The sequence below is a fragment of the Stenotrophomonas sp. 278 genome, assembly GCF_003935715.1.
Lineage (GTDB): Bacteria > Pseudomonadota > Gammaproteobacteria > Xanthomonadales > Xanthomonadaceae > Stenotrophomonas > Stenotrophomonas maltophilia_AH.
In genome coordinates this window covers 1-16115 of the sequence record NZ_RHPP01000098.1, presented here as the reverse complement: position 1 = coordinate 16115, position 16115 = coordinate 1, and the positions used below count along the sequence as shown (strand labels likewise).

General features: G+C 67.5%; 16 protein-coding genes and 1 pseudogene. 9 read left to right on the top strand and 8 right to left on the bottom strand.

The genetic code is table 11. From position 1 onward, the window contains the following. Window positions 1–354, bottom strand: a pseudogene (locus EGJ34_RS15285) (hypothetical protein); the annotation flags it as partial. Window positions 355–418: 64 nt separating this feature from the next. On the opposite strand from EGJ34_RS15285, the gene hemA reads away from it, so the two are divergent. From hemA to ppk2, 4 genes are all read left to right on the top strand, one after another. Next, window positions 419–1702: a glutamyl-tRNA reductase gene (gene hemA, locus EGJ34_RS15280; protein WP_125361320.1), complete on the top strand. Its 1284-nt coding sequence runs from the start codon at window positions 419–421 to the stop codon at window positions 1700–1702. Next, window positions 1680–2762, top strand: a complete 1083-nt coding sequence (gene prfA, locus EGJ34_RS15275) for a peptide chain release factor 1 (protein WP_125361318.1) — start codon at window positions 1680–1682, stop codon at window positions 2760–2762. The genes hemA and prfA overlap by 23 nt, the downstream gene beginning before the upstream one ends. Before the next feature lie 3 nt (window positions 2763–2765). Next, a complete protein-coding gene (locus tag EGJ34_RS15270; protein ID WP_125361316.1) occupies window positions 2766–4463 on the top strand; it encodes a tetratricopeptide repeat protein in 1698 nt (565 codons plus the stop codon). 147 nt (window positions 4464–4610) lie between these two features. Then, window positions 4611–5393 (top strand): polyphosphate kinase 2, encoded by a 783-nt coding sequence (ppk2, locus tag EGJ34_RS15265; RefSeq protein ID WP_125361314.1) that lies wholly within the window; start codon window positions 4611–4613, stop codon window positions 5391–5393. A 77-nt stretch (window positions 5394–5470) separates the two neighbouring features. On the opposite strand, the gene EGJ34_RS15260 is transcribed toward ppk2, so the two are convergent. Both EGJ34_RS15260 and EGJ34_RS15255 read right to left on the bottom strand, forming a co-directional pair. Next, window positions 5471–6037 (bottom strand): TlpA disulfide reductase family protein, encoded by a 567-nt coding sequence (locus EGJ34_RS15260; RefSeq protein WP_125361313.1) that lies wholly within the window; start codon window positions 6035–6037, stop codon window positions 5471–5473. Beyond that, window positions 6034–7308: a YihY family inner membrane protein gene (locus EGJ34_RS15255; protein ID WP_125361312.1), complete on the bottom strand. Its 1275-nt coding sequence runs from the start codon at window positions 7306–7308 to the stop codon at window positions 6034–6036. Before EGJ34_RS15255 ends, EGJ34_RS15260 begins: the two co-directional genes overlap by 4 nt. Before the next feature lie 85 nt (window positions 7309–7393). Between EGJ34_RS15255 and wrbA the strand changes: the two genes are divergently transcribed. The 3 genes from wrbA (at window position 7394) to EGJ34_RS15240 (ending at window position 8878) form a co-directional block, all read left to right on the top strand. Then, a complete protein-coding gene (wrbA, locus tag EGJ34_RS15250; protein ID WP_125361311.1) occupies window positions 7394–7984 on the top strand; it encodes an NAD(P)H:quinone oxidoreductase in 591 nt (196 codons plus the stop codon). Further along, a complete protein-coding gene (locus EGJ34_RS15245) occupies window positions 7981–8313 on the top strand; it encodes a DUF2069 domain-containing protein (protein WP_125361310.1) in 333 nt (110 codons plus the stop codon). The genes wrbA and EGJ34_RS15245 overlap by 4 nt, the downstream gene beginning before the upstream one ends. Window positions 8314–8392: 79 nt before the next feature. Continuing rightward, a complete protein-coding gene (locus EGJ34_RS15240; protein ID WP_125361309.1) occupies window positions 8393–8878 on the top strand; it encodes an asparaginase domain-containing protein in 486 nt (161 codons plus the stop codon). Between the two features lie 123 nt (window positions 8879–9001). On the opposite strand, the gene EGJ34_RS15235 is transcribed toward EGJ34_RS15240, so the two are convergent. The 3 genes from EGJ34_RS15235 to sufT form a co-directional block, all read right to left on the bottom strand. After that, window positions 9002–10747 carry a S8 family peptidase gene (locus EGJ34_RS15235; protein ID WP_125361308.1) on the bottom strand — a complete coding sequence of 582 codons (1746 nt, stop codon included), beginning with the start codon at window positions 10745–10747 and terminating at the stop codon, window positions 9002–9004. A gap of 432 nt (window positions 10748–11179) precedes the next feature. Further along, on the bottom strand, window positions 11180–12277 hold the full coding sequence (locus EGJ34_RS15230) for a branched-chain amino acid aminotransferase (RefSeq protein ID WP_125361307.1): 1098 nt from the start codon (window positions 12275–12277) through the stop codon (window positions 11180–11182). 122 nt (window positions 12278–12399) lie between these two features. After that, the gene (gene sufT, locus EGJ34_RS15225) at window positions 12400–12951 is read right to left on the bottom strand and encodes a putative Fe-S cluster assembly protein SufT (protein ID WP_125361306.1); all 552 of its coding nucleotides are present in this window, start codon (window positions 12949–12951) and stop codon (window positions 12400–12402) included. Between the two features lie 116 nt (window positions 12952–13067). Between sufT and EGJ34_RS15220 the strand changes: the two genes are divergently transcribed. After that, window positions 13068–13487 (top strand): hypothetical protein, encoded by a 420-nt coding sequence (locus tag EGJ34_RS15220; protein ID WP_125361305.1) that lies wholly within the window; start codon window positions 13068–13070, stop codon window positions 13485–13487. 85 nt (window positions 13488–13572) lie between these two features. Here the strand turns inward: EGJ34_RS15220 and EGJ34_RS15215 are convergent, their stop codons facing one another. Further along, on the bottom strand, window positions 13573–15027 hold the full coding sequence (locus EGJ34_RS15215) for an NAD(P)(+) transhydrogenase (Re/Si-specific) subunit beta (protein ID WP_125361304.1): 1455 nt from the start codon (window positions 15025–15027) through the stop codon (window positions 13573–13575). After that, complete coding sequence (locus EGJ34_RS15210; RefSeq protein WP_125361303.1) at window positions 15024–15332, bottom strand: NAD(P) transhydrogenase subunit alpha; 309 nt, start codon at window positions 15330–15332, stop codon at window positions 15024–15026. Before EGJ34_RS15210 ends, EGJ34_RS15215 begins: the two co-directional genes overlap by 4 nt. A 126-nt stretch (window positions 15333–15458) precedes the next feature. Here EGJ34_RS15210 and EGJ34_RS15205 point away from each other — a divergent pair, with 126 nt between their 5' ends. Further along, complete coding sequence (locus tag EGJ34_RS15205) at window positions 15459–16022, top strand: RNA polymerase sigma factor (RefSeq protein ID WP_125361302.1); 564 nt, start codon at window positions 15459–15461, stop codon at window positions 16020–16022. Window positions 16023–16115: the final 93 nt, after the last annotated feature.

The window sequence follows — 16115 nt, the reverse complement described above, 5'->3', positions numbered from 1 at the left end:
GCTGCGCAGGGCCAGCCCGCGTGGCGCGCGCGCCTCCCACAGCTTCAGGGCCTTGGCGGCGCGGACGTCATCATTGGCCAGCATGGCGATGCGGGTTGCCCGTTCGGCCAGACCGGCATCGTCACGTCCTGCCTCGGCTGCCTCCAGGTACCAGCGCGCGGCTTCGGGCAGCTTGCCGGCCTGCAGCGCGAATTCGCCCGCCATGACCGGGGTCAACGGGGCCGGTTCGGCCGCTGATGCCTTGTCAGCGGAGGGCCGCAGCCGGGCAGAGCCCGGCTCTACGTCGGCCGCGAAGGCTCCGCTGGCGGCCAGGGACAGCAGCAGAACACTGGAGATGCGAATCAATGCAGGCATCGGGGGCGTATGGCCTTAAAATGACGACTTGAATGGCCAGCAGCTTATCGCAAGCAACTGAACAATGACCCTGTGGGTGCTCGGACTGAACCACCAGACCGCGCCAGTGGAGCTGCGCGAACGCGCCTCTTTTGGCGGCGATGCGCTGCCCCGTGCACTGGCGTCACTGCGTGACACCCCCCAGGTCGCCGAGGCCGTCCTGCTGTCCACCTGCAACCGCACCGAGCTGTATGCGGTGGCCGAATCCGGCGATGCGCTGGCGCAGTGGCTGGAAAGCCATGCCGGCCAGCTGCAGGGCTATCTCTACCAGCATGCCGACGCCGATGCGGTGCGCCACCTGTTCCGCGTTGCCACCGGGCTGGACTCGATGGTGCTGGGCGAACCCCAGATCCTGGGCCAGGTGAAAGATGCCTGGGCGGTCGCGCGGGACAACGGCCTGCTGGGCCAACGCCTGGACCGGCTGTTCCAGCAGACCTTCTCGGTAGCCAAGCGCGCCCGCACCGATACCCGGGTCGGGGCCAATCCGATCTCGGTCGCCTCCACTGCGGTCCGCCTGGCGCAGAACTCGTTCGCGCGGCTGGAAGATTCCACCGTGCTGCTGGTCGGTGCCGGCGAAACCATCGAGCTGGCGGCGCGGCACCTGAGCGAAGGGCGCGTGCGCCGCCTGCTGATCGCCAACCGCACCCTGGCCCACGCGCAGGAACTGGCCAGCCGCCACGGCGGCGTGGCCCTGCCGCTGACCGAACTGGAACGCCACCTGGGTGAGGCCGACGTGGTGTTCTCGGCCACGGCCGCGCGCGAACCGGTGATCACCCGCACCCAGGTTGCCGCCGCGCTGAAAACGCGCAAGCACAAGCCGATGCTGCTGTTCGACCTGGCCGTGCCGCGTGACATTGAAGCGACCGTCGGCGAGCTGCAGGACGCCTTCCTGTACACCGTCGACGACCTGGAGCGCGCGGTGGAAGACAACCGCCGCAGCCGCCGTGAGGCCGCCGCCGAGGCCGAGGCGATCATCGAACTGCAGGTCGCGCGCTTCGTTGAAACCCTGCAGGCCAGCGCCCACCAGGCTCCGCTGCGCCAGCTGCGCGCCTACGGCGAGGCGACCCGGACCGAGATGCTGGACAAGGCGCGGCAGCAGCTGGCCAACGGCAAGTCGCCCGAGGAAGTGCTGGAACTGCTCGCACACGGGCTGACCAACCGGCTGCTGCACCCGCCCACCGCCGCCCTGCGTGCCGCTGCGCTGAGCGGCGATACTGAGCTGACCCGCGCCGCCGAGCGCCTGTTCCCGGCCAAGCCGGGGTATCAACACCCTGTTGTGAGGAACGATGACGCCGACCCTGCGCCGTAAGCTGGAAGCCCTGGCCGAGCGCCGCGAGGAACTTGAACGCCTGCTGGCCGACCCCGCGGTGGTCAGCGACAACGAGCGTTTCCGCAACTTCTCGCGCGAATTCGCACAGCTGGAACCGGTGGCGACCGCACTGGCCGAGGAAGCGCGCGCCAAAGCCGACCTGGCCGCCGCTGAGGCGATGCGTGCCGACCCGGACCTGCGCGAACTGGCCGACGAGGAAATCGCCGCCGCGCAGCAGCGCCTGCAGGACCTGGACGGGTCGCTGGCGCTGCTGCTGGTGCCCCGTGACCCGCGCGACGACGGCAACCTGTTCCTGGAAGTACGCGCCGGCACCGGCGGCGATGAAGCGGCGATCTTCGCCGGCGACCTGTTCCGGATGTACGCGCGCTTCGCCGAGCGCCAGGGCTGGAAAGTGGAAGTCGAATCGGACAACCCCGGCGAGCACGGCGGCTACAAGGAGATCGTTGCGCGCGTGGTCGGTCGCGGCGCGTTCTCCAAACTCAAATTCGAATCGGGCACGCATCGCGTGCAGCGCGTACCGGCCACCGAGTCACAGGGCCGCATCCATACCTCGGCCGCGACGGTGGCGATCATTCCGGAAGTCGACGACGTCGACGACGTGGTGATCAACCCCGCCGATCTGAAAGTGGACACCTTCCGCTCCTCCGGGGCCGGCGGCCAGCACGTCAACAAGACCGAGTCGGCGATCCGCATCACCCACGTCCCGACCGGCGTGGTGGTGGAATGCCAGACCGAGCGCAGCCAGCATGCCAATCGCGACAAGGCAATGAAGCGCCTGAAGGCGCAGCTGCTGGACAGCGAGCGCAGCAAACAGGCGGCCGCGCAGGCCGAGAGCCGCCGCCTGCAGGTCGGAAGCGGAGACCGCAGCCAGCGTATCCGCACCTACAGCTTCCCGCAGGGCCGGATCACCGATCACCGGGTGGAAGGCCTGACCCTGTATGACCTGCCCAACATCATGACCGGCGACCTGGACGCACTGGTCAGCCGGCTCAGCCACGAGCACCAGGCCGACGAACTGGCCCGTCTGTCCGAAGGCTGACCGGTGTCGGCCTGGCAGCAGCGTCAACAGTTGCAGCAGGCGCTGGCGCGCCAGCCTGGCGACTTCGTGGCCTGGGTGATGCTGGCCGACCTGGATCTGGAAGCCGGCGACATCGCGGCCGGCGAGCAGGCCGCGAGACGTGCGCTGCAGCTGCGCCCCAACCACCCCGAAGCACTCGCACGCCTGGGCCGGGTGGCCTGGATGGCCGGGGCACACGCCGACGCGGCCAGGCTGCTCGGCACGGCCTCGGCCCTGGCTCCCGAGCATCCGGGCATCGCGCTGTGGCTGGGCCATGCACTGGAGGATGCCAACGACGCCGAGGGGGCGGCGGCCGCCTACCGTCGCGCCCACATGCTGTTGCCGGGCGAACCCTATATCGCCGCGCAGCGTCTGGCCTGGCAGCGCAGGCTGTGCGACTGGCAGGACCTGGATCGCCTGGCCGCACAGGTGCGTGACGCGGTCGCTGCCGGCAACGGCGTGGTGGAGCCATTCGCGTTTTTGAGCGAAGACGCCAGCGCCGCTGAGCAGCTGCGCTGCGCACGCACCCGCGCCGCTGCGGTTGCTGCTGGAGTTCGCCCCCTCCCGACGGCTGCCGTGCGCGAACGCGGTGCGCTGCGCGTGGGCGCGTTGTCGAATGGCTTTGGCGCGCATCCCACAGGGCTGCTGACGGTGGCGTTGTTCGAACAACTGCAGCGCGACCCTCATCTTAAGCTGCATCTGTTCGCACTCAACCGCGATGACGGCAGCCGCATCCGCCAGCGACTGCAGCAGGCCACCACGCTGCACGACATTGCGGGCCTGCGTCACGCCGACACCGCTGCGCGCATCCGCGCCCAAGGCATTGACGTTTTGCTGGACCTGCGTGGCTGGGGCGGCGGCGGCACACCGGAGGCCCTGGCGCTGCGCCCGGCACCGCTGCAGGTGAACTGGCTGGCCTACCCGGGCACGTCGGGTGCCCCCTGGCTGGACGCCGTCATTGGCGATGGCTTCGCGTTGCCGCCGGCGCTGGAACCGCATTACAGCGAGCGCGTGCTGCGTCTGCCGCGTGCGTTCCAGCCCTCGGACAACACCCGCGTGCTGGAACCGGCTCCGGATCGTGCGACCTGCGGGCTGCCCGAACACGGCGTGGTGTTCTGCTGCTTCAACAACAGCTACAAGCTCAACCCGCGCAGTGTGCGACGCGCGTTCGCGATACTGCAGGGGGTGCCGGGCAGTGTACTGTGGCTGTTGTCAGGTCCCGGCCAGGCCGATGCACGTCTGCGTGCGGCGACCGAGGCCGCCGGGCTTGATCCAGCCCGGCTGGTGTTCATGGCCAAGCTGCCGCACCCGCAATACCTGGCACGCTATGCGCTGGCGGACCTGTTCCTGGACACCGACCCCTACAACGCGCACACCACCGCCTCCGACGCGCTATGGGCCGGCTGCCCGGTGTTGACCTGCCCGGGCGAGACCTTCGCGGCGCGGGTCGCCGGCAGCCTGAATCTTCACCTGGGTCTGGAGCGGATGAACGTCGCCGACGACGCAGCGTTCGTGGAGACCGCCCGTAGGCTGGGGAACGATCCGGCCGCGCTGGCAACGTTGCGTGCGGACGTGGCGTTGGCGCGTGAGCGCAGTGGTGTGTTTGATATGGCGGGGTTTGCAGCAGATCTGTCGGCGCTGCTGCAATCGTTCGCGCGTGAGTATGGCTGGCAGGGCATCTGACCGGTAGCGTCGGCCGTGGGCCGGCAGCTGCGTGATGCCCGACGAAGAGCAGCCGGGCAGAGCCCGGCTCTACCGTCCACATCCCGATCATTCGGAACCATGCCCCGCCGTGTACGCTTGAAGCTCCCGTTGGCTGACGAGGCATGCATGAGCAAACTCAAGCGCAAGGAATACGAGGCCCTGATCGAACCGCTTCAACTGGAGCTGGCGCGGATGGCACGCTGGGTCCAGCACAGCGGGCAACGCGTGCTGGTGCTGTTTGAAGGACGCGACACCGCCGGCAAGGGCGGCGCGATCCAGGCCATCGCCGAACACCTCAACCCACGTCAGTGCCGGGTCGTGGCCCTGCCCAAGCCCACCGACCGTGAGAGCGGCCAGTGGTATTTCCAGCGCTACGTCACCCACCTGCCCGCCGCGGGCGAAATCGTGCTGATGGACCGCAGCTGGTACAACCGCGCCGGTGTCGAGCATGTAATGGGATACTGCACCGAGGCGCAGTACCGCGCTTTCCTGGCACAGACGCCGGTGTTCGAGCAGCTGCTGGTCGACGACGGCATCCTGCTGTTCAAGTACTGGCTCACGGTGGACCAGGCGCAGCAGGAAAAGCGCTTCGCCGAACGTCACGTGGACCCGCTCAAGGGCTGGAAGCTTTCGCCGGTGGACCTGAAGTCACGCAGCAAGTACACCGCGTATACCGAAGCGCGCGAGGCGATGCTGCGCGCGACGCATCGGGATGCGGCCCCGTGGACGCTGGTGGATTTCGATGACCAGAAGCGGGGGCGGCTGACGTTGATCCGCAACCTGCTGGACCGGCTGCCCGATACCCACGTGGATGAGCCGATTCCGGAGCTGCCGCCGCTGAAAGGCAAGCTGCACGAAGAGCATTTCGGTGTGCTCAAGCCGATCGAGGCGTTCCCGATCGGGGATTGATGCCATGTGCCGACCAACGGTCGGCACCTACCCTGCGTATTGCACACCGGTAGGCACCGCTGGTCGGTACGCCGCAATCAGCTGCCCTGCGCGATCCGCGCTTCGATATCCGCGGCCGTCACCGGCCCCAGGAATTCCTTGGCGACCTTGCCGTCCGGCGCGATCAGGTAGGTCATCGGCAGACCGCGCGGAATGGCGAAGTCTTCCGGCGGGTTGTAGGTATCGACCAGCACGATCGGATAGGTGACCGGACGTTCTTTCAGGAAGGCCTTCATGTCATCAACCTCGATGTCCTCATAGGCCAGCCCGACCACCTCTATCTCCTCGCGCATTGCATGCAGGGCCGACAGCTCCGGCATTTCCTTGCGGCATGGCGCGCACCAGGTCGCCCAGAAATTCACCACCACCCACTTGCCGCGGTGTGCGGCCAGGTCATAGGTACTGCCGTCCACCGCCGGCAGCACCAGACGCGGTGATTCCACGGTTTTGCGCTCGGTATCGACGGCGGCAGGCTCGGCCGGCTCGGCCGCTGCGGCGGGGGCCGCCGGTGTCGGCGTGGCTTCGGGTGCGGCAGGCTCGGCGGCGGGCTTGCACGCGGCCAGGGTCAGCAGGCCCAAGGCCAGTAACAAGGGTCGAACGGTCATGGGGAATCTCCGTGGGAAGCATAGATGTCGCTGACGCGGCGCTTGAGCAGCTCACGCAGTGGCAGGCGCAGCGCGTCCAGGGCATTGACCGAGGCACAGCCGAGGCTGTCGTCGCGGTACGGCAGCCACGCTTCCTTGACCGGAATGCGCATCTGCGTGGTTTCGTAGAGATCGGCCAGGGTCAGTCGATCCAGGTCGCGCGACAGCAGCCATTCGCCACGCTCATCGCGGCGTACCACCCGGATGGCCTCCAGGTCGCACAGCATGGTCTGCAGCAGCGAGTCGGTCAGCATCGGCTCCAGCCGCAGGATCTCGTCATCGTCCAGGCTGCGGCCGGCCTCGCGGGCCTGCTGGAAACGGCCGATCAGTCGAAGCAGTCCGTACATCTCATAGCCGGTGGGCAGGCGCAGCTCGGCCGGCTGGTAGCGGAAGGCGGCAATCGACGAGGACAGCGATGCACCCAGCAGGACCGACACCCAGCACAGGTAGATCCACAGCAGCAGAATGGGTACGAAGGCGACCGTGCCGTAGAGCTTCTGGTACGACTGGAAGCTGCCCAGGTAGGCCCCCATGCCCCACTTCACCAGTTCCAGCATCACCACGGCCAGCACCGCGCCGGGAATGGCATGCCGCCATTTGACCGTATGGTGGGGCACCACCCGGTACACCAGCATGATGCAGACGAACTCGATCAGGATCGGGGCCAGGGTGAGCGACGCGTTGGCCAGCAGCCGGCCTTCGGTGGTGCCGAACAAGGGCAGCGCGAACACCCGCGCCGAGACCGCCAGCGACGCGGCGGCCAGCATCGCGCCCAGGGTAAGGACCGTCCAGTACACCAGGAAGCGGGTCAGCCGCGGCCGCGCGGAACTGACCCGCCAGATCTGGTTGAAGGTCTGTTCCACGCTGTTGAGGGTGATCAGCAGCGACACCACCAGGGCGATGAAGCCGGCGGCGGTGAGCTGGCCAGCGCTGGCCGAGAACTGGCGCAGATACCCTTCGGCGGCACGCGCCGCGTTGGGCACGAAGTTGGAGAACACATAGTCGCTGAGCGTGTCGCTCCAGCGGTCGAACATCGGAAACGCCGACAGCACGCCGAACACGACGATGGCCAGCGGCACCAGGGCGAACACGGTGGTGTAAGCCAGCGAGGCGGCCGCCTGGAACAGGCGGTCATCCAGGAAGCGACGCCACAGGAAGCGCCCGAAGCTGGCGGTACGCGCGCGGTCGCGCACGCGCTCCATCCACAGATTGACGGTATCCAGAGGTTCCATTGGCAGCAAGCGTACCCGATGCGCGGTGCAGGCAGGCACAAAGGGCCGCATACTGCGGCCTGTCCGAGGCTGATGTGGAAACAAGATGGCGGAGATTCTGGTGCTGTACTACAGCCGTGGCGGTTCGGTGGCGCGGCTTGCGCGCCAGATCGCCCGGGGCGTCGGCGAGGTGCCGGGCATGAGCGCCCGCCTGCGCACGGTACCGCCGGTCGCTGCCGTGACCCAGACCGCCCGCCCCCCGGTGCCTGAAGACGGCGCCCCGTACGTCAGCGTGGAAGATCTGGCCGAATGCAGCGGACTGCTGCTGGGCAGCCCGACCCGGTTCGGCAACATGGCCGCGCCGGTGAAGCACTTCCTGGACGGGCTGGGAGCCGAATGGGTGAACGGCACGCTGGCCGGCAAGCCGGCAGGCGTATTTACCTCGACCGCGTCATTGCACGGGGGCCAGGAATCCACCCTGCTCTCGATGCAGGTCCCGTTGCTGCACCACGGCTGCCTGATTGTCGGCATTCCGTTTACCGAGCCGGCGCTGAGCCATACCACCACCGGCGGCACCCCCTACGGAGCCAGCCACGTGGCCGGAGCCGACGACAACCCGGTGCCGAGCGACGACGAAGCGACCCTGGCACGGGCACTGGGTCGGCGCGTGGCCGACATCGCGCGGCGGTTGGAATGATCGGGCGCGGCCGCGACGCGTTGTTGATCGGCCTGTTGCTGGCCCTCGCCGCGGTGTATGCGGCATGGTTCTGGCAGGACAAGCACTGGCTGGCGACCCAGCTGGTGTTCACCACCCCGCCGCTGCTGCTGGCGCTGGGCGTCGCATGCCGGCGCGGGAACGCGCCGTTCTGGTCCGGGGTGCTGGCGCTGTTCTGGTTCAGCCACGGCGTGATGAGCGCCTGGAGCCATCCGGACACGGCCGCCTGGGCATGGGCCGAGCTGCTGCTGGCGCTGGCGGTCATTGGCGTAGCCAATGCGCCGGGTCTGCGCAAGCGTTTTAAACGGTAGCGCCGGTGCACATCCACGTATCATGTCACCGTCGCGCGATTTCCCGCGCGGATCTGACTGCACTCCCAGGATGCCTGCAATGGAAGAACTACTGATCATCACCACCGGTGGCACGATCGACAAGATCTACTTCGACGACAAGTCGGACTACCAGATCGGCGATCCGCAGATCGGGATGATCCTGCGCGAACTGGGCGTGACCTTCCGCTTCAACGTGATTCCGATCCTGCGCAAGGACTCGCTGCACATCACCGATGAAGACCGCGAGCTGATCCGCGCCACCATCGCCGCGCAGCCCACCCGCCATGTACTGGTGACCCACGGCACCGACTCGATGGTGCAGACCGGCCAGGTGCTGCGCAGCATCGCCGACAAGACCATCGTGATGACCGGTGCGCTGAGCCCTGCCCGCTTCCGTGGCTCGGACGCGGAGTTCAACATCGGCTGCGCGATCGGCGCGGTGCAGTCGCTGCCGAGCGGTGTGTACATCGCCATGAACGGGCGCATCTGGGACCCGCAGCACGTGCGCAAGAACGTGGCCGCGAACCGGTTCGAATCCGCCTGATGGAGTGCGTCTGACGCGCATGGCGCGTCACTACGCCAGGTGTGCGATGTAGGGACACGCCATGCGTGTCCACGGGGTGCCCGAACAGAAACGCCCCGGCCGAGGCCGGGGCGCCGGATCACATCAATACTGCGCGGTCAGGGTCACGCCCGAGAAGGCGCTGTACGCCTTGACCCGGACATGCCAGGTGCCGGCCGCAGGGGCATTGATCGTGCAGGTTTCGTTGTTGCCGCTCAGATAGGGACGGCAGTTGTAGACGGTGTCAGTCGGGGCGCTGCCCGAACGCACGTACAGGTCCGCGTCGCCACTGCCACCGGCAATGGTCACCTTCAGCTGCGAACGCCCGCTCGGCACCGCCACGGTGTAGGCCAGTGACGTGCCGCTGGAGCCGGACAGGCTGGTGACCGGCACGCCATTCTGCAGTTCGCCGGTACCCGGGTTCGGGTTGCCGCCGCCGTTCTGCGCGGCAACCACGGCCGCGTCCGCATTGGCGATACCCGCGCCGCAGCCGCCCGAGCAGGCACCCGGCAACGGCCGCGCGGTGCTCTTGAGGATGCTTTCCACCTGCGCCGGAGTCAGTGCGGTGGTCGCCGCCGCCTGCATCAGCGCGACCACGCCGGCCACGTGCGGGGCCGCCATCGAGGTGCCGTTGTACGAGGCGTACGACGCGCTGCCCGGCACCGTGGTGCCGGTGTTGAGGGTGGACAGGATGCTCGCGCCCGGCGCGGAGATGTCGATGCCGGTGCCGTAGTTGGAGAAGCTGGCGCGCGCGCCGGCCGAGGTCGTGGCTGCCACCGCGATCACGTTCGGGCAGTTGGCCGGCACGGCCGAGGACACGTTGGTATTGCTGTTGCCAGCCGCCACGACCACGGTGGTACCGCGCGACACCGCGCCGTTGATGGCGTTCTGGTAAGTGGTCGAGCAGCTGCCGCTGCCGCCGAGCGACATGTTGATCACTTCGGCAGGATTGGCATTGGCCGGCACGCCGCTGACGGTGCCGCCGGAGGCCCACACAATCGCGTCGGCGATGTCGGAGGTGTAGCCACCACACTTGCCGAGCACGCGCACCGGCACGATCTTGGCGTTGTAGGCGGTACCGGCCACGCCGACGGCGTTGTTGGTCACCGCGGCGATGGTGCCGGCCACGTGAGTGCCATGCCAGCTGGAGTTGGAGGCCGGGTAACCGACACCACACTCATTGGCGGCGTACCAGTCGCCTTCGTCGTTCGGATTGTTGTCGCGGCCACCCCCATCACGGGCCATGGCGGCGTCGCTGATGAAATCGTAACCGGGCAGGATGTTGGCGTTCAGATCCGGGTGGTTGGTGATGCCGGTGTCGATCACCGCCACGACCACGCCGGTGCCGGTGGACTTGTCCCACGCCGGACGCACGTTGATCGACGCGGCGCTGGTGCCGAAGCCCCACTGCTCGGACAGGCGCGGGTCGTTCGGGGTCAGGGTATGCCGCATCAGCTGATCAACCTCGACGTATTCCACGTTCGGGTCGGCGGCCAGGCGGCGCATCAGCAGTTCCGATTCGGCGGCATCGAGCGGACGGTCCGCCTTCACCACAGTCGGGCCAATGGCGAGGGTGCGCAGCTTCTGCAGACCCAGCGCGCGCCCCTGGGCGGACGGCACGGACGCGGCGGCCGCCTTGAGGGAGCTGGCCAGAGCAGTCGGATTGGCCACGTCGGCGGCCCCGTCCCTGTACTTGACGATGAAACGCTGGTGGGTGGGCGCAGAGGCCAGACCGCTCAGCTGCACATCACCGGCGAACGCCGGCGCGGCCAGCAGCAGGGTCGACAAGACCGAACCACCCAGTACCACCAATGCGCGCTGACGCACACGTTGCTGCGAATCATGAGACATCGGATTTCCCTTTGAACTGAAATGCCGTCAATGCGGCGGAAGTCGGTGCAATCCGTTCGCTGTAGGGCGATGGCGCGGATCGAACCGTTGGAAGCGGACCGGCCCCCCTGAATAACCGACCGACCCGGGACGCTAGTGCGTTTTCCCGACTACGAACAACGCTTCAGCGCGATTTCAGTCTTGTGAAATTTCCGAATTGAGACATCCGGGGTCAAAGGTTTGTGAATGTGAACGAACTTCCGTACCGGATTCGAGTCTTCGGTAGGGCAAATCGTGTCCTGCGTCACTGTCTTGCGCGCCAGGTCCGGGACATTGCTTGCGCGTCAAAGGGTTATGTGCGTTTGGATCGATGTATTCGGAATGGTTGCGCCCATGCAAAAAGCCCGCCTGAATGCAGGCGGGCTTTTCGAGGGGTGGAACCAGAGGCGCGGGTTACGCGTCCAGGCGAACCAGCCAGTTGTGACGGTCCGGCAGGCGGCCGTACTGGATGTCGGTCAGTTCCTTGCGCAGCGACATGGTCACTTCGCCGGCCGGGGCGTTGATGTCGCCGACCGAGAAGCCCTCGCCCTTCAGCTGGCCGATCGGGGTCACCACCGCGGCGGTTCCGCAGGCGAACACTTCAACGATCTCGCCCGAGGCCACGCCGTCTTTCCACTCGTCGATGGTCACTTTGCGCTCTTCGACCTTCATGCCACGGTCGCGGGCCAGCTGCAGGATGCTTTCGCGGGTGATGCCTTCCAGAATGCTGCCCGACAGTGCCGGGGTCACCAGGGTGCCGTCCTTGTAGACCAGGAACACGTTCATGCCGCCCAGCTCTTCCAGGTACTTGCCTTCCACCGGGTCCAGGAACAGCACCTGCGAGCAGCCCTGCGCCTGCGCCTTCTGCTGCGGCAGCAGCGACGCGGCGTAGTTGCCGCCGCACTTGGCCGCGCCCGTGCCACCCTTGGCCGCACGTGCGTATTCGGTCGACAGCCAGATCGACACCGGGGCCACGCCCTTGGCGAAGTACGGGCCGGCCGGGCTGGCGATCACGTAGTAACCCGCCTTGTGTGCGCCGCGCACGCCCAGGAAGGCTTCGTCGCCGATCATGAACGGACGGAAGTACAGGCTCGACTCATCGGCCGACGGCACCCAGTCCGCATCCACCGCGATCAGCTGCTTCAGCGATTCCACGAAGATCTCCACCGGCAGTTCCGGCAGCGCCAGGCGCTGCGCCGAACGCTGCAGGCGACGGCCGTTGGCGTCCGGGCGGAAGGTCCAGATCGAACCGTCGGCGTGACGGTAGGCCTTGATGCCTTCAAAGATTTCCTGGCCGTAGTGCAGCACCGCCGCCGCCGGGTCCAGCTGCAGCGGGCCGTAGGCACGCACGTTGGCGTTGTGCCAGCCGGTGTCCTTGTCCCAGCGGACTTCCACCATGTGGTCGGTGAAGTGCAGGCCGAAGCCCGGCTTCTCCAGGATCTGGGCGCGCTGCTCGGCGCTGCGCGGGTGGTCCGAACGGGTGACGGCGAAGCTGGGGTTGGACTGGGACACCGGGAGTTTCCTGTTCTGGGTTCAAGCCGGGCGAGCCCGGCTCTACGGGAGCGGTAGCCGGGCGAGCCCGGTACGGGGACGGCAGCCGGGCAAGCCCGGCTCTACGGAGGTGCGTGCGGCGGTCAAAGCATGCCGGTTTCGAGGCGCGCGGCCTCGGACATCATATGTTTGCCCCACGGCGGGTCGAACACCAGCTCGACGTCGGCCTCGGCGATGGTCGGGATCATTTCCAGCTTGCTGCGCACGTCATCGACCAGGATGTCGCCCATGCCACAGCCCGGCGCGGTCAGGGTCATTTTGACGTCCACCTCGCGCTGGCCGTCGTCCAGGTGCTTGAGGTCCACCTCGTACACCAGGCCCAGATCAACGATGTTGAACGGAATTTCCGGGTCGAAGCAGGTGCGCAGCTGCTGCCACACCAGCTTTTCCACCTCCTCGTCGGAGGCGTCGGCAGGCAGTTCCAGCGGAGCCGGAGCCTCTTTGCCGATGGCATCGCCGTCCTTGCCGGCGATGCGGAACAGATTGCCTTCGACAAACACCGTGTAACTGCCCCCCAGCGCCTGGGTGATGTACCCATAGCTGCCGGCCGGCAGGGTGACCGTTTCGCCCTGCGGGACCATCACGGCCTCGCAATCGCGCTCGAAGTGGACAGGTTCGCTGCTACGGGAATACATGCGTTCGATATGGGGCTGCGGACGGGCCGCTCAAGGTGACCAGTTTAGCCCAGCGGCCGTTCGCGCGCCGTCCCGCACCCAAGCCGGTATCCTGTGGCCATTCACAGGAAGATTGCATGCCGCCCACCTCTGTTTCTGCCCGATCCGTGAACTGGCTCTGGCCCCTGATGCTGCTGATCGCGCTGGTTGCTGCCGTGCTGTTGTGGTGGTTCGTGGCCCTGGCCAGTGGCCGCCAGGCGGGCTGGATGGCCGTGGTCGGCGCTGTCGAACTGGCGTTCATGCTCCGCCTCGGCGCGCTGCGCCGGCCCTGGCTGCGGGTCTGCCTGACCCTGCTGGGTACCGTGCTGGTCGCCGCAGTGGCCAACTGGGCCATCGCCGCCTCCTACGTGGGCAGCTCGCTGGGTCTGGTTCCATGGGAATCAGCGTTGCGGATGGGGCCACATATGGCCTGGACGCTGGTTCAGCTGGCCAACGGGGCGGCCGAGGTGATGTGGCTGGGCGTGGCGCTGGTGGTGGGCTGGTTCGTCGCGCGGTGATCCATCCGTCACGACCAACGGTCGTGACCTACCCCCCGGATCACCCGGTAGGTCACGACCGTTGGTCGTGCCCCCGCCAGATCGATCAGTGACCTCCGTCGAGGGCTTTCAGTTCACTCACCAGCGCACTCGCCGCCCCTGCCCCGTCGCCATACAGCATGCGGGTATTGTCGGCGTAGAACAGCGCATTCTCGATCCCGGCAAACCCGGTGCCCTTGCCGCGCTTGATCACCACCACGTTGCGTGCGTTGACCACGTCCAGAATCGGCATGCCGAAGATCGGGCTGGAGGGATCGGTACGGGCCACCGGGTTGACCACGTCATTGGCCCCGATCACCAGCGCCACATCCGTGGTCGGGAATTCGGGGTTGATGTCGTCCATGTCCGCAATCAGGTCGTACGGCACGCCGGCCTCGGCCAGCAGCACGTTCATGTGCCCGGGCATGCGCCCGGCCACCGGGTGGATCGCGAACTTCACCTTCACCCCACGATCGATCAGACGCTGCGCCAGCTCCCATATCTTGTGCTGGGCCTGCGCTACCGCCAGCCCATAGCCGGGCACGATCACCACGCGCTCGGCAAAGGCCAGCATCGCCGCCACGTCGCTGGCCTCGATCGGCTTCTGCGCGCCGGTGATCTCCTGCCCGGCCCCGCCGCCCCCGAAGTTGGAAAACAGCACCCCGCTGATCGGCCGGTTCATCGCCTTGGCCATCAGGCGGGTCAGCAGGATGCCGGCAGCACCGACCATCATGCCGGCAATGATCAGGGCCTCGTTGCCCAGCACGTAGCCTTCAAAGGCCACCGCCAGCCCGGTGAAGGCGTTGTACAGCGAAATCACCACCGGCATGTCGGCCCCGCCGATCGGCAGGGTCATCAGCACGCCCAGCGCCAACGCCACCACGAAGAAGGCAATGATCGCCACCGGGCTCAGGCTCACCGCTGCCCATACGCCAAGTACCACCATCGCCACGGCCACGGCGAGGTTGAAGGCCTGCTGGCCCGGGAAGGTCACCCGGCGATCAAGCCGCCCGTCCAGCTTGGCCCAGGCAATGATCGAACCGGACAGCGAGACGGCACCGATGGCCGAGCCGATCACCGCCAGCGCCAGCACCGTGGCCGAGGGCTGGCGGGCAGCCAGGTCGGCGATGGCCTGTGCGCTCCAGTGGCTGGTATCGCGATTGACCAGGAACGAAAAGCGCAGCAGTTCCACCGCGCCGATTGCCGCGGCCGAGCCGCCGCCCATGCCGTTGTACAGGGCCACCATCTGCGGCATGTCGGTGATCGCCACCCGCTTGGCCGACCACCACGCCACCCCGGTGCCGATGGCCACCGCCACCAGGATCAACGGTACGTTGTGCAGTTCCGGCAGGAAGAAGGTGGCCACGGTGGCCAGCAGCATGCCTACCCCGGCCCAGCGGATGCCGCTGCGCGCGGTGAGCGGCGAGGCCATGCGCTGCAGGCCGAGCAGGAACAGGGTGGCGGCGACCAGATAGCTGGCCTGCACGCCCCAGTGCAGCAACTGCGCGGTACTCAGGCTCACGGGGACTTCTCCGTGTCAGCGCGCTTGGCGCTGGGCTTGAACATGTCGAGCATGCGCTCGGTGACCACGTAGCCGCCGGCCGCGTTGCCGGCACCGAGCACCACGGCGATGAAGCCGATGATTTTCTCCAGCGGGGTCTGTGCGTGCCCCAGCACCACCATCGCGCCAATCAGCACGATGCCGTGGATGAAGTTGGACCCGGACATCAGCGGGGTATGCAGGATCACCGGCACCCGCGAAATGATCACATGGCCGGCAATGGCAGCCAGCATGAAGATGTACAACGCCACGAACCCGTCGCTCATTGCCGTGTCTCTCCCAGGCGGTAATCCCGTGGCCCATCATAACCATGGGCTTAACGGATCTGGGCGGCGGTCAACCCACCGCCCGCTGGTGCGTTGTCACGGTGTCCCCCACGCGAGCGCTACCCTGTGCTGGTGAGTCCCTCCCTGCCGCCCCAGACCTCCGAGGCCGACACCGCACTACCGGTGTCGCTGGACGCGTTCCTGGCCGGCATCGGGCCGCGCGCCTTCCGCTTCGCCGAGGCCGGCCTGCGCCATCGCGATGATGCGCTGGATGCGGTGCAGGACAGCATGCTGCGCATGCTGGCCTACCGTGGAAAGCCGGCCGCCGAATGGTCGCCCCTGTTCTGGAGCATTCTGCGCCGGCGCGTGGTTGACCTGCAGCGCCGCCGCAGCTTCCGCCTTCGGTTCTGGCGCAGCAGCGACGAGAGCGCCGACGACCACGACATTGACTGGGCCGACGGCGGCCCGGGCCCGGCCCAGGCGCATGAACAGCGCGAGCAGTACACGCGGCTGGTGCAGGCCCTGCGCGCGCTGCCGGCGCGCCAGCGCGAAGCCTTCACCCTGCGCGTGCTGCAGCAGCTGGACGGGGCCACCACCGCCGCCGCCATGGGTTGCAGCGAAGGCGCCGTCAAAACCCATCTTTCGCGCGCCCGACAGGCGCTGCAGGATCATCTGGAGATTGCACTGTGAGCCGTCCATACCCGCCCCTGCCTGACGACACCGCACTGCAGCAGCTGCATGCGCAGGCGCTGGACCGGTTGTCGCCGACCACCCTGGCCCGGC